The organism is Pseudomonas sp. GW821-FHT05D12 (assembly GCF_059419825.1).
This window is the reverse complement of sequence record NZ_JBWKSN010000018.1, coordinates 20,712-34,739: the sequence shown is the minus strand read 5'-3', so window position 1 is coordinate 34,739 and position 14,028 is coordinate 20,712. Positions and strand designations below refer to the sequence as shown.

Genomic DNA, 14,028 nt, shown 5'->3' with positions numbered 1-14,028 from the left:
AGTCACAAATTTCGCGCTATCCTCGGTAATCGTGCTGGCTACTGCATAGAACTGGACAGTCACAAAGGCTTTGCGGCATAGTCGCCGGGTTCTGCCGTACCCACATCAATAACAAGGAACAGCCGATGGCGACCTTACTGGTTCTTCACGGACCCAACCTGAACCTGCTCGGCACCCGCGAACCGGGCGTCTACGGGGCAGTCACCCTGGACCAGATCAACCTCGACCTGGAACGACGGGCGCGTGAAGCCGGCCACCATTTGCTCTACCTGCAAAGCAATGCCGAGTACGAATTGATTGATCGTATCCATGCCGCGCGCGGCGAAGGCGTGGACTTTATTCTGATCAATCCCGCCGCTTTTACGCATACAAGCGTTGCATTACGTGACGCGCTGCTGGCGGTGAGCATCCCATTCATCGAAGTGCATTTGTCGAACGTGCACAAACGCGAACCTTTCCGCCATCACTCCTACTTCTCCGACGTAGCGGTAGGAGTGATCTGCGGCCTTGGCGCCAGCGGTTACCGACTGGCCCTGGAGGCCGCCCTGGAACAGCTTGAACAACCGGCCAAGCGCCCCTGACCGACCCTTGGGAGTTGATGATTCATGGATATCCGTAAAGTTAAGAAACTGATCGAACTGCTGGAAGAATCCGGTATCGACGAGCTGGAAATCAAGGAAGGCGAAGAGTCCGTACGGATCAGCCGTCACAGCAAGACCCCGGCCCAGCAGTTCTACGCGCCACAAATGCAAGCGCCGGCTCCGGCCGCTGCTGCTCCGGCCGCCGCACCTGCCGCCGCCGCTGCGCCAGCAGCACCTGCTGCGCCAGTGCTGAACGGCTTCGTGGTCAAGTCGCCAATGGTCGGTACCTTCTACCGCACCCCGGCACCGACCTCGCCAGCCTTCGTTGAAGTCGGCGCAACCGTGAAAGTGGGCGACACCATCTGCATCGTCGAAGCGATGAAAATGATGAACCACATCACCGCTGAAAAAGCCGGCGTCATCGAATCCATCCTGGTAGAAAACGGTCAGCCGGTTGAGTACGACCAGCCGCTGTTCACCATCGTTTGAACCGCGGAGCGCCTTCGATGTTGAAACCTGCGAAGAAACTGCAAAAAGTCCTGATCGCCAACCGCGGCGAGATCGCGCTGCGTATCCTGCGCGCCTGTAAGGAAGAGGGCATCAAGACCGTCGCTGTTTACTCGACGGCCGATACCGAATTGATGCACGTGAAACTGGCGGACGAAAGCATCTGCATCGGCCCGCCACTGGCCACGAACTCGTACCTGAAAGTCTCGAACATCATCGCCGCCGCTGAAGTGACCGGCGCCGATGGCATCCACCCAGGCTACGGCTTCCTCGCGGAAAACGCCGATTTCGCCGAACAGGTGGAAAAATCCGGGTTTGCCTTCATCGGCCCGAAAGCCGAAACCATTCGCCTGATGGGCGACAAGGTCTCGGCCAAGGACGCGATGATCGCTGCTGGCGTGCCAACCGTTCCAGGTTCCGACGGCCCACTGCCTGAAGACGAGGCCACCGCCCTGCGCATTGGTCGCGAAGTCGGTTACCCGGTGATCATCAAGGCCGCCGGTGGCGGTGGTGGTCGCGGCATGCGCGTGGTGCACAAGGAAGAAGACCTGATCGAAGCCGCCAAGCAGACCCGCTCCGAAGCGGGCGCCTGGTTCGGCAACCCGATGGTCTACCTGGAGAAGTACCTGACCAACCCACGTCACGTGGAAGTGCAGGTATTGTCCGACGGCCAGGGCCACGCCATCCACCTGGGCGACCGCGATTGCTCGCTGCAGCGCCGTCACCAGAAGGTACTGGAAGAAGCTCCGGCACCGGGCCTGGATGAAAAAGCTCGCCAGGAAGTACTGGCTCGCTGCGTCAAGGCGTGCATCGACATCAACTACCGTGGCGCCGGTACCTTCGAGTTCCTCTACGAGAACGGTCGTTTCTACTTCATCGAGATGAACACTCGCGTGCAGGTAGAGCACCCGGTTTCGGAGATGGTCACCGGTATCGACATCGTCAAGGAGATGCTCAGCATCGCCGCCGGCAACCCGCTGTCCTTTACCCAGGACGACGTGAAGATGCACGGCCACTCCCTGGAGTGCCGCATCAACGCCGAAGACCCGAAGACCTTTATCCCAAGCCCTGGCCTGGTCAAGCATTTCCACGCGCCCGGCGGCAACGGCGTCCGTGTGGATTCGCACCTGTACAGCGGCTACAAGGTTCCGTCCAACTACGACTCGCTGATCGGCAAGCTGATCACCTGGGGCGCGACCCGCGACGAGGCCATGGCCCGTATGCGTAACGCCCTGGACGAAATCGTGGTCGACGGCATCAAGACCAACATCCCGCTGCACCGGGAACTGGTCCGTGATGAAGGCTTCTGCGAAGGTGGTGTGAACATTCACTACCTGGAACACAAGCTGGCCAACCAGTAAGTGCTCCACCCAACAAAGCCGCCTTCGGGCGGCTTTGTTGTTTGTGAGCCCTGTGAAATTGGCTCTTGTGGCGAGGGGGCTTGTCCCCTCGCCACAACAAGCTCCCTCGCCACAGGTCATGCTCTCGCGTAAACTTGCGCGCTTTCGCGACCCAGCAGTCGCACATTCATTTTATTCAAAGGTGCCCGCCATGCCTTGGCTGCAAGTCCGTCTCGCCATCAGCCCAGAACAAGCCGAAACCTACGAAGACGCTTTCCTCGAAGTCGGCGCCGTCTCGGTGACCTTCATGGACGCCGAAGACCAGCCGATCTTCGAACCCGAACTCAATACCACCCCGCTGTGGTCCCACACCCATCTGCTGGCCCTGTTCGAGGACGGCACCGATGCCGCCGCCGTGCTGGCCCATATGGAACTGCTCACCGGCGGCCCGCTGCCCGAGCACCACAGTGAAGTCATCGAAGACCAGGACTGGGAACGCAGCTGGATGGATAACTTCCAGCCGATGCGGTTCGGCCAGCGCCTGTGGATCGTGCCGAGCTGGCACGCCGCGCCGGAGCCGGACGCAGTCAACCTGCTGCTTGATCCGGGCCTGGCCTTCGGCACCGGCACCCACCCCACCACCGCGCTGTGCCTGGAATGGCTGGACGGCCAGGACCTGACCGACAGCCACGTGCTGGACTTCGGCTGCGGCTCGGGGATCCTGGCGATTGCCGCCCTGCTGCTGGGCGCCAAGGAAGCCGTCGGCACCGACATCGACGTGCAGGCCCTGGAAGCTTCGCGCGACAACGCCGGGCGCAACCACATTCCCGAAGATAAATTCCCACTCTATCTGCCCGAGCAATTGCCCCAGGTGCAGGCCGACGTGCTGGTGGCGAACATCCTCGCCGGCCCGCTGGTTTCCCTGGCGCCGCAGCTGTCGAGCCTGGTCAAGCCGGGCGGCCGCCTGGCGCTGTCGGGCATCCTTGCCGAGCAGGGTGAAGACGTGGCCGCTGCCTACGCCAAGGATTTCGAGCTGGATCCGATCGCCAACCGTGATGGCTGGGTACGCATCAGCGGTCGTCGGCGCTAGAATGAGCGCTTGCCTGAATCGGATGGCCGCATGACCGACAGTTTCGTCACCCAGTGCCCGCATTGCCAAGCACGCTTTCGCGTTAACCACGCTCAATTGAGCGTGGCCCGCGGCGTGGTGCGCTGCGGCTCGTGCCTGCAGGTATTCAATGCGGCACGCCAGCTGCTGGAGCAGCGCGCCCAGCAGACGCCGGCACCGGAACCGGTCGAGCCAGCCGCAGAGGCCCCGCGGGCGATCAGCCAGAAACAGTGGACCGCCGAAGAACTGGACCTGGACAACCTCGACCTCGACGTGGAGCTGGCCAAGCTGGAACGCCGCGAGATTCAGCACACGCAGCCCTCGGGCGCGGAGCGTCGCCAGGGCGGTTCCGACCGTCGGCAAAAGGAAGAGGCCCTCAGCGCCAGCCGCGATACGGTCAAGGCCGAGGAAGAAAAGTGGGCAGCCAGCCTGTTCAGCGAACCACCGGAAGAACGCGTCCAGGTCGTCGAAGCCCCTGAACCGACCAAGACACCTGCGACCCGCCAGCGCACTGAACCGTCGATGTCGTTCCACACCGACGATATCGACGACGAACCGCCGCTGCGCTCGACCCTCGAGGATGACGAACTCGATCCCCCTGTCACGCCCGTCATCGAGGCGGTCGAGGAACCGGAACCCGAAGAACGCCCGCAACCTCGACGCAAACGCCCTCGCCCGTCCACCGGCGTTCACGACGATGTCCTGCAGGACCTCGAAGACGACCCGCTGCACCTCTACGCGCAAAAACGTGCGTCGGGTTGGGGCCGCCGCCTGCTCTGGCTGTTGCTGGTGCTGATCGCCGCCGCCGGCCTCGCCGGCCAATACATCGCCTACCAATTCGACGACCTGGCCCGCCAGGACGCCTACCGCCCATGGTTCCAGCAACTGTGCCCTACCCTGGGCTGCACAGTGCCGTCACGGGTCGATATCGCCCACATCAAGAGCAGCAACCTGGTGGTACGCAGCCACCCGGAGTTCGCCGGGGCGCTGGTGGTGGATGCAATCATCTATAACCGCGCGACCTTCTCCCAGCCCTTCCCGCTGCTGGAGCTGCGTTTTGCCGATTTGAACGGCAGCCTGATCGCCAGTCGTCGGTTCAAACCCGCCGAATACCTCAGCGGTGAGTTGGCCGGCGTTAGCGAAATGCCATCACAGACGCCGATCCATATCTCCCTGGATATCCTCGATCCGGGCAATAAAGCCGTGAATTACAGCCTGAGCTTTCATTCGCCCGAGTGAATCGGTTCATGCACCGAGGCTTGACGGCAGATTCTTGACTAGGCGCCGGGCAACCAAACCGGCGGCGATAAAGAAATTGCTGTTCAGATTTTATCCAATTCAGCCTTTATCCAGTCATCGAGAGCGGGTATCATGCCAACCCTTTTTCGAACTCTAATGATCCGGCCCCACAACAGGGAAGTCCTATGTCGGCGGTACGCATCGGCCCATACACATTGCAGAACGGCTTGATCCTCGCTCCTATGGCGGGCGTCACCGACCAGCCCTTTCGTCAGCTGTGCAAGCGTTTGGGCGCGGGTCTAGTAGTCTCGGAAATGGTCACCAGCGACATGAGCTTGTGGAACACCCGCAAATCGCGGATGCGCATGATCCACGAAGGTGATCCCGAGCCCCGCTCGGTACAGATCGCCGGCGGTGATGCGCAGATGCTGGCGGATGCGGCCCGGGCCAACGTGGAGTTGGGCGCACAGATCATTGATATCAACATGGGCTGCCCGGCCAAGAAGGTCTGCAACAAGGCCGCCGGTTCCGCCTTGTTGAAGGATGAGCAGTTGGTCGCCGAGATCCTGCAGGCCGTTGTCGCCGCAGTGGATGTGCCGGTCACCCTGAAGATCCGTACCGGCTGGGACCGGGACAACAAGAATGGCCTGACGGTGGCGAAGATCGCCGAACAGGCGGGCATTACAGCGCTGGCGGTGCATGGCCGCACCCGCGCCGATCTGTACACCGGTGAAGCCGAGTACGACACCATTGCCGCGATCAAGCAGGCGGTGTCGATGCCGGTCTTTGCCAATGGCGATATCGACTCAGCCGAGAAAGCCCGGCGCGTGCTGCACGCTACCGGTGCCGATGGCCTGTTGATTGGCCGGGCCGCCCAGGGGCGGCCGTGGATTTTTCGTGAGATCGAGCATTTTCTGCGTACCGGCGAAGTCTTGCCGGCACCGGAGTTGATCGAGGTGGAACGTATTCTGCTAGAGCATCTGGCCGCCCTGCACGCCTTCTATGGAGACGTGATGGGAGTACGCATTGCTCGCAAGCATGTCGGCTGGTATCTCGCAACCTTGCCGGGCGCCAGGGAGTTTCGCGCCCACTTCAATCGTTTGGATGATACGGAAGCACAGTGCGCCAACGTTCGTGAGTTCTTCAGCGAGCGTTACAAGAGCCTGGGGACAGGGGACGGAGAGGGGGTGGCCGCATGACGATGATGACCGAGACTTTAGTGAGTGGAACAACACCCGTGAGCGACAACGTCAATTTGAAACAGCACCTCAACACGCCGAGCGAAGAAGGCCAGACCCTTCGCGGGAGTGTCGAGAAGGCGCTGCACAATTATTTCGCCCACCTTGAGGGCGCTTCCGTCACGGACGTGTACAACCTGGTGCTCTCCGAAGTCGAGGCGCCCTTGCTCGAAAGCGTGATGAACTACGTCAAGGGCAACCAGACCAAAGCCAGTGAGCTGCTGGGCCTCAACCGTGGCACCTTGCGCAAAAAGCTCAAACAATACGATTTGCTGTAAGCATTCAATCAAACCAGAAAGGCGCCCGCGTAAAAACGGTCGCCTTTTTTGCTGACTTCCTTTGCTTTTGATGGAAATTGAAATGACCGACCAGACTACCCGCCTGCCGATCCGCCGCGCCTTGATCAGTGTCTCCGACAAGACCGGGATCCTCGAATTTGCCCGGGAGCTGGAAGCCCTTGGCGTGGAAATCCTCTCCACGGGCGGGACCTTCAAACTGCTGCAGGACAACGGCGTGGCCGCAGTAGAAGTGGCGGACTACACCGGTTTCGCAGAAATGATGGACGGTCGGGTCAAGACCCTGCACCCGAAAATCCACGGCGGTATCCTCGGCCGTCGCGGTACCGACGACGCCATCATGAGCGAGCACGGCATCAAGCCGATCGATCTGGTAGCCGTCAACCTGTACCCGTTCGAAGCCACCATCAACAAGCCAGGCTGCGACCTGCCGACCGCCATCGAAAACATCGATATCGGCGGCCCGACCATGGTTCGCTCGGCAGCCAAGAACCACAAAGACGTGGCCATCGTGGTCAACGCCAGCGACTACGCCCAAGTGCTCGAAAGCCTGAAAGCCGGCGGCCTGACCTACGCCCAGCGCTTCGACCTGATGCTCAAGGCGTTCGAACACACCGCCGCCTACGACGGCATGATTGCCAACTACATGGGCACCGTGAACCAGGCGGCTGAAACCCTCAGCACCGAAGGCCGCAGCCAGTTCCCGCGCACCTTCAACAGCCAGTTCATCAAGGCCCAGGAAATGCGCTACGGCGAGAACCCGCACCAGAGCGCGGCGTTCTACGTGGAGGCCAAGCCGGCCGAAGTGGGCATCGCCACCGCGACCCAGCTGCAAGGCAAGGAGCTGTCCTACAACAACGTGGCCGACACCGACGCCGCGCTGGAGTGCGTGAAGAGCTTCGTCAAGCCAGCCTGCGTAATCGTCAAGCACGCCAACCCGTGCGGCGTGGCCGTGAGCCCGGACGCTGAAGGCGGCATCCGCCAGGCGTACGAACTGGCCTACGCGACCGACACCGAATCCGCATTCGGCGGCATCATCGCGTTCAACCGCGAACTGGACGCCGAGACCGCTAAAGCCATCGTCGAGCGTCAGTTCGTCGAAGTGATCATCGCCCCTTCCGTCAGCGAAGAAGCCCGCGCCATCGTGGCAGCCAAGGCCAACGTGCGCCTGCTGGCCTGCGGCGAGTGGTCGGCTGAACGTGCCGCTGCCTGGGACTACAAGCGCGTCAACGGCGGCTTGCTGGTACAGAGCCGCGACATCGGCATGATCGGCAGCCAGGACCTGAAAGTGGTGACCAAGCGCGCACCGACCGAGCAAGAGATCAACGACCTGATCTTCGCCTGGAAAGTGGCCAAGTACGTTAAATCCAACGCCATCGTCTACGCCAAGAACCGCCAGACCATCGGTGTCGGCGCTGGCCAGATGAGCCGCGTGAACTCGGCGCGTATCGCCGCGATCAAGGCCGAACACGCCGGTTTGCAGGTGGTCGGTTCGGTGATGGCATCCGACGCGTTCTTCCCGTTCCGCGATGGCCTGGACAACGCCGCGAAAGCCGGTGTGACCGCGGTGATCCAACCGGGCGGTTCGATGCGTGACGCCGAAGTCATCGCGGCGGCAGACGAAGCCGGCATCGCCATGGTCTTCACTGGCATGCGCCACTTCCGCCACTGATCCACTGCCGTGAAGCGGCAAGGTTCAAGCTGCAAGCAGCACGTAAAAGCACAGCTGCCTCGCTTTTGCTGCTGGTTGTAGCCTCTAAAATTCATAGCTGCAGGCTGCCTTCAGAGCGATACAGATTGCTCTCAACGTGCAGCTTGCAGCTTGTAACTTCCTTCGAAGGAGTCTGACTTGAACGTCCTCATCATTGGCAGCGGTGGCCGTGAACACGCCCTGGCCTGGAAAGTTGCCCAGGACCCTCGCGTCCAGAAAGTATTCGTCGCCCCCGGCAACGCCGGCACCGCCATCGAAGCCAAGTGCGAGAACGTCGCTATCGACGTGCTGGCGCTCGAGCAATTGGCGGATTTCGCTGAAAAGAACGTCTCCCTGACCATCGTCGGTCCGGAAGTACCGTTGGTGGCTGGCGTCGTCGACCTGTTCCGCAGCCGTGGCCTGGATTGCTTCGGCCCTACCGCCGGCGCTGCCCAACTGGAAGGTTCCAAGGCGTTCACCAAGGATTTCCTGGCACGCCACAAGATCCCGACCGCCGACTACCAGAACTTCACCGAGATCGAGCCGGCCCTGGCTTACTTGCGTGAAAAAGGTGCGCCGATCGTGATCAAGGCCGACGGCCTGGCCGCTGGCAAAGGCGTGATCGTCGCCATGACCCTGCAGGAAGCCGAAGACGCCGTGCGCGACATGCTCGCCGGCAACGCCTTTGGTGACGCGGGTTCGCGCGTGGTCATCGAGGAATTCCTCGACGGCGAAGAAGCCAGCTTCATCGTGATGGTCGACGGCAAGAACGTGCTGCCGATGGCCACCAGCCAGGACCACAAACGCGTCGGCAACGGCGACAGCGGCCCGAACACGGGCGGCATGGGTGCCTACTCCCCTGCCCCGGTGGTTACCGCCGACGTGCACAAGCGCGTCATGGACCTGGTGATCTGGCCCACCGTGCGCGGCATGGCCGATGAAGGCAATGTGTACACCGGTTTCCTCTACGCCGGCCTGATGATCGACAAAGCCGGCAACCCGAAAGTCATCGAGTTCAACTGCCGCTTCGGTGATCCGGAAACCCAACCGGTGATGCTGCGCCTGCAGTCGAGCCTGGTGCTGCTGGTCGAAGCCGCATTGGCCCAGGCCCTGGACAAGGTCGAAGCGCAATGGGACCCACGCCCGAGCGTCGGCATTGTGCTGGCGGCCGGTGGCTACCCTGCCGACTACGCCAAGGGTGATGTGATTGAAGGCCTGGACGCTGCTGCTACGCTGGAAGGCAAAGTGTTCCACGCGGGCACCGCGCTCAAGGATGGCAAGGTTGTCACTGCGGGTGGCCGCGTGTTGTGCGCCACCGCGATGGGTGCCAGTGTCGACGCCGCGCAGCAACAGGCGTACAAGCTGGCCGCAAAAATCGACTGGAAAGGCTGCTTCTACCGCACTGATATCGGCTATCGCGCCATCGCGCGGGAACGCGGCGAGCACTCGTAAGTCGCTATCCGTTCGGTTAGGTAAGGGCCTCTGGCCCTTGCCGTACTCATGCCACCCCGCGCATAGTTAACCCGTGCATCAACCTACGAAGGGATTTCGCCGTGCGCTGGCTCAGGATCGCCATAGGTTTCACTGTCAGCCTGCTGACACTGCTCTGCTTGTTCCCGGCCCAGGCCGCCGCGCAAGGCAGTGGCTGGGCAGTATTGCTTGATGAACAGGCCGATCTGCAGCTGAGCGACATCCGCTCTTCACGCTACACCAATCAATTCAGCCCCATTGAACTGGACCGCATTACCGCCGCGGAACCGGACGGTGCACTGTGGGTACGTTTCAAGCTGCAACCCGGCAAGCACGAGCAAGTGCTGCGGGTATTCGCGCCAGACTTGTCGCACCTGAGCCTCTACGTGCTGGACGGCGACACACTGGTCGAACAACAAAGCACCGGCACGCGCCAGCCCCAGGCGGAACGCCCGCTGCCCAGCAGTGACTTCATGCTGCCGATGCCCCAGAGCCAGAAGCCTCTGGAGGTGTATCTGCGCCTGGTCTCCGAACACGAACTGCGCCCCTATATCACCCTGGAACCGGCCGTGCTCGCCGCCGCCGACCAGACCCAGACGCTGATCTACGGCCTGCTGTTCGGCTGCCTGCTGATGCTGATCCTGCACAACCTCACGCGCTTCGCCTACCACCGCTCGCGCAGCAGCCTGTGGCTGGCGGCGTGCGAAGTGCTGTTGATGCTCAGCCTGGCGCTGCTGCTCAACCTGGTAGGCCCGTGGCTGCCGAACTGGCATGCGATCCAGACCCCGGGCGCCTACCTCGCGCTGCTGCTGACCGCGCCGTGCGGGTTGATGTTTGCCTACCGTTTCTTCATGCCGCTCGGCCCGCATCCGCTGAACAAACTGTTGATGGCCGACATTCTGTTTATCGTGCTGTGCGGCCTGCTGCTGTTGTTCGTCAACACCCTGCCGCTGAACATCATCACCTACGCCCTGGTCGCCCTGGCCGGCTTGAGCATGCTGTTTGTCTCGGCCTGCCACTGGCAGAAAGGCTACCGCCCCGCACGTTTGTTCGTGGCGGCGATGGTGGTGTTCAACATCGGTACGCTGATCATCCTCCCGGCCTTGCTGGGCCTGACCATGGTCTCGCCGCAAGGCCTGATCGTCACACTGCTGGCATTTATCTGCGTCAGTGGCCTGTTGATGAGCCTGGCCCTGGGCGAACGCCAGCGTGCGATTGTCGAGGCGCGTTTCAGCCTCAGCCGTGACCTGGCCGCCAGCAACGCAGAGATCGCGGCCAAGGCCGAGTTCCTGGCGAAAATAAGCCACGAAATCCGCACCCCCATGAACGGCGTGCTGGGCATGACCGAGCTGCTGCTGGGCACGCCGCTGTCGGTGAAACAGCGCGACTACGTGCAAACCATCCACAGCGCCGGCAATGAACTGCTCACGTTGATCAACGAGATCCTCGATATCTCCAAGCTCGAATCAGGGCAGATCGAACTGGACGACGTGCAATTCGACCTCAATGCGCTGATCGAAGATTGCCTGAGTATCTTCCGCGCCAAGGCCGAGCAGCAGAACGTCGAGTTGATCAGTTTCATCCAGCCCCAGGTACCGCGCGTGATCAGCGGCGACCCGACGCGCCTGCGCCAGGCGATGCTGAGCCTGCTGGAAAACGCCCTGCAGAAAACCGATGAAGGCGAAGTGCTGATCGTGGTCGCCTTGGATGACCGCAGCACCAAGCCGCGCCTGCGCATTGCCGTCCAGGACAGCGGCCTGCCAATGGAAGCCGCCGAGCGCGACGCCCTGCTGCACAGCGAACTGCACAGCAAGAACTTCCTCTCGGCCACGCGCCTGAGCGGCCACCTGGGCCTGGTGATTGCGCGCCAGCTGATCCTGTTGATGAACGGCGAGTTCGGCATCAAGAGCGGCGCCCAGCAAGGCAGCACCCTGTGGCTGACCTTGCCGCTGGACCCGGAACGCCTCGAACACCCGACCTCCGACCTCGATGGCCCGCTCAAGGGCGCGCGCGTGCTGGTGGTGGACGACAACGACACCTGCCGCAAAGTGCTGGTGCAGCAATGCACCGCCTGGGGCCTGAATGTCAGCGCCGTGCCGTCGGGCAAGGAAGCCCTGGCGCTGCTGCGTACCAAGGCACACCTGCGTGATTACTTCGACGTGGTGCTGCTCGACCAGAACATGCCCGGCATGACCGGCATGCAACTGGCGGCGAAGATCAAGGAAGACCCGAGCCTGAACCACGACATTCTGTTGATCATGCTCACCGGCATCAGCAATGCGCCGAGCAAGATCATCGCGCGCAACTGCGGGATCAAGCGCATTCTCGCCAAGCCCGTGGCGGGCTATACGCTCAAGACCACCCTGGCCGACGAATTGACTCAACGCAGCAAGGGCAACGTCCCGGCGCGCGCGCTGCCCACCGCGCCAGCGCCCGTCACCGTGCCCAGCGACTTCCGCATCCTGGTGGCCGAAGACAACAGCATTTCCACCAAAGTGATCCGTGGCATGCTCGGCAAGCTCAACCTCAACCCGGACACCGCCAGCAACGGCGAGGAAGCACTGGAGGCGATGAAGGCCCAGCGTTACGACCTGGTATTGATGGACTGCGAGATGCCGATCCTCGATGGTTTCTCCGCGACCCAGCAACTGCGCGCGTGGGAAGTCAGCCACCAACGCATTCGCACACCGGTGGTGGCGCTCACCGCGCATATCCTCTCGGAGCACAAAGAACGTGCACGCCAGGCCGGAATGGACGGCCACATGGCCAAGCCGGTGGAACTCTCGCAATTGCGCGAGCTGGTGGAGTTCTGGGTCGCGCAGCGTCAACAGCGGCCAGAGCACGCGCCTACCTGACCCCTGCATGGCGCAGATCAAAATGTGTGCGGGCTTGCTCGCGAACGCGCTGTATCAGTCAAACATGTATTGGCTGACACACCGCTTTCGCGCGCAAGCCCGCTCCCACATTGGAGTGTTGTCGCATCACAGATAGCGCTCAGCCACAGGCCTGATAAACTCCCGCTCGCCCTCCTTCGTTGCGAGCTCCCACCATGCTCCACGTGTTGTTCAGCGTTTACCTGAAGATGCTGGTGCTCTACAGCCCGTTCTTCGTGCTGTCCTGCTTTATCAGCCTGACCCGCGGCTATTCCAGCAAGGAGCGCCGACGCCTGGCCTGGAAAGTGGCTCTCGCCACCCTGGTATCGAGCGTGTTGCTGTACTTGTTCGGCCGGGTGATTTTCAGCGTGTTCGGCATCACTGTGGATGCGTTTCGCATCGGCGCCGGCAGTGTGCTGTTCATTTCCGCCTTGGGCATGGCCCAAGGCAAGTCCGCAGTGCAGACCGACAACGTGCAGCAGGACGTGACGATCGTGCCGCTGACCATCCCCCTCACCGTCGGCCCCGGCACCATCGGCGCGCTGTTGGTGATGGGCGTCAGCCAGCCACACTGGGATGACAAGATCACCGCCATCCTCAGCATTGCCCTGGCCAGCCTCACGGTCGGCGTGGTGCTGTACCTGTCCAACCGGATCGAACGCATTCTCGGTGACCAGGGCTTGCAGATTGTCAGTCGGTTGATGGGGTTGTTCGTGTGCGCCTTGGCCGCGCAAATCATCTTCACCGGCGTACGCGGTTACCTGGTGCCCTAGATCCGGTATTGGGCAATTGCCAACTGCACCTTGTCGCCGGCGCTTTCGCGCATCAACTGGATGGTTTTTTCGTTGACCACCGAGGTATTCAGCACCAGGCAGGTTTGCCCGCTGAAAGCCTCGGACGACGTACTGTCCCACTCCAGAAACGGCAGGCCCACCTGCTTGCTTACGCCACGGCTGCTGTAGGTCACCAGCACCATCATCACCTCGCCGTCGTTTTCGGCGCAGGATGCCACGCCGAAATCACCGCCCTGATGCAGCGTAGTGTTGCGCTTGAACAGCTCGAAGGAAGCGGGGTGTTGCTTCATGGCCTCCAATGCATCGGCCGCCAACTTGGGCAGCGACGCCAGCAGTGGCCCGGCCAATGAGGTCGAGGCGAGCATGGCGGCGATCAGGTTCAGCACTGCCAATTGCACGGTCAGGCCCTTGCCGGAACTTGAGACCCGCTCGAAGCTGCTGCGCACCGGCAACCAGCCCAGGCTGATCATGACCTTGATGAATTCGTCGTACCAGGCCTCGGTACCCCGGTGCATTTTCAACACATCGCTGACGTAGCTGCTGGCCAGCAGATAGCTTTTACGGATGTACTCCCGGTTGATCCCGGACAGGCCCTCGGCAAACGAAATCACACTGTTGTTGACCACGGCCGCATTGCATGGATTATTCGGGTCGAGGGGCACGGCAGGCGGCTTGCCAGGTGCCCCCGGCAACTTGTAGGCGGCAATCAACTTGCGCCTTTTGCTGCTGTTGATCCTTGCGTGATGTCGCTCCATTTTCAGTTCTCCACAAGCCCCCACATGGGGCATGTGTTCACACTAATCCAGCGGCTGCGCGGCTTGCCAGACGACAAACATCGCTTGCAAGGGCACCGCGCAAAACGCAGCCCAGCAATTACTGGGCATGCGTGCCA

The 14,028-nt window shown here is 61.8% G+C and carries 12 protein-coding genes; 11 read left to right on the top strand and 1 reads right to left on the bottom strand.

Annotated elements, in window-relative coordinates; translation table 11 throughout:
* Positions 1 to 125 precede the first annotated feature (125 nt).
* From aroQ to AC07SI_RS27160, 11 genes are all read left to right on the top strand, one after another.
* Positions 126 to 581: a type II 3-dehydroquinate dehydratase gene (aroQ, locus tag AC07SI_RS27210; RefSeq protein WP_012721999.1), complete on the top strand. Its 456-nt coding sequence runs from the start codon at positions 126 to 128 to the stop codon at positions 579 to 581.
* Positions 582 to 605: 24 nt separating this feature from the next.
* Positions 606 to 1,070, top strand: coding sequence for an acetyl-CoA carboxylase biotin carboxyl carrier protein (accB, locus tag AC07SI_RS27205; RefSeq protein WP_065900279.1), 465 nt, complete (start codon positions 606 to 608; stop codon positions 1,068 to 1,070).
* Positions 1,071 to 1,087: 17 nt separating this feature from the next.
* Complete coding sequence (accC, locus tag AC07SI_RS27200) at positions 1,088 to 2,449, top strand: acetyl-CoA carboxylase biotin carboxylase subunit (protein WP_065900276.1); 1,362 nt, start codon at positions 1,088 to 1,090, stop codon at positions 2,447 to 2,449.
* Between the two features lie 190 nt (positions 2,450 to 2,639).
* Entirely contained in the window at positions 2,640 to 3,518 is an 879-nt protein-coding gene (gene prmA / locus AC07SI_RS27195) for a 50S ribosomal protein L11 methyltransferase (RefSeq protein WP_106805278.1), read from the top strand.
* A gap of 30 nt (positions 3,519 to 3,548) precedes the next feature.
* Positions 3,549 to 4,775 (top strand): DUF3426 domain-containing protein, encoded by a 1,227-nt coding sequence (locus AC07SI_RS27190; RefSeq protein WP_065900273.1) that lies wholly within the window; start codon positions 3,549 to 3,551, stop codon positions 4,773 to 4,775.
* Positions 4,776 to 4,960: 185 nt separating this feature from the next.
* Positions 4,961 to 5,974 (top strand): tRNA dihydrouridine synthase DusB, encoded by a 1,014-nt coding sequence (gene dusB, locus AC07SI_RS27185; protein ID WP_016976994.1) that lies wholly within the window; start codon positions 4,961 to 4,963, stop codon positions 5,972 to 5,974.
* Positions 5,971 to 6,291 (top strand): DNA-binding transcriptional regulator Fis, encoded by a 321-nt coding sequence (fis, locus tag AC07SI_RS27180; RefSeq protein ID WP_002555375.1) that lies wholly within the window; start codon positions 5,971 to 5,973, stop codon positions 6,289 to 6,291. The genes dusB and fis overlap by 4 nt, the downstream gene beginning before the upstream one ends.
* Before the next feature lie 82 nt (positions 6,292 to 6,373).
* Entirely contained in the window at positions 6,374 to 7,981 is a 1,608-nt protein-coding gene (purH, locus tag AC07SI_RS27175) for a bifunctional phosphoribosylaminoimidazolecarboxamide formyltransferase/IMP cyclohydrolase (protein WP_065900272.1), read from the top strand.
* Between the two features lie 177 nt (positions 7,982 to 8,158).
* Positions 8,159 to 9,451, top strand: a complete 1,293-nt coding sequence (purD, locus tag AC07SI_RS27170) for a phosphoribosylamine--glycine ligase (protein ID WP_065900269.1) — start codon at positions 8,159 to 8,161, stop codon at positions 9,449 to 9,451.
* A gap of 101 nt (positions 9,452 to 9,552) precedes the next feature.
* Positions 9,553 to 12,324, top strand: a complete 2,772-nt coding sequence (locus AC07SI_RS27165; protein WP_495006893.1) for a hybrid sensor histidine kinase/response regulator — start codon at positions 9,553 to 9,555, stop codon at positions 12,322 to 12,324.
* Between the two features lie 194 nt (positions 12,325 to 12,518).
* Positions 12,519 to 13,115, top strand: a complete 597-nt coding sequence (locus AC07SI_RS27160; protein ID WP_003217330.1) for a MarC family protein — start codon at positions 12,519 to 12,521, stop codon at positions 13,113 to 13,115.
* Here AC07SI_RS27160 and AC07SI_RS27155 read toward each other — a convergent pair.
* On the bottom strand, positions 13,112 to 13,891 hold the full coding sequence (locus AC07SI_RS27155) for a hypothetical protein (RefSeq protein WP_065900265.1): 780 nt from the start codon (positions 13,889 to 13,891) through the stop codon (positions 13,112 to 13,114). The two genes, AC07SI_RS27160 and AC07SI_RS27155, sit on opposite strands and share 4 nt — an antisense overlap.
* Positions 13,892 to 14,028: the final 137 nt, after the last annotated feature.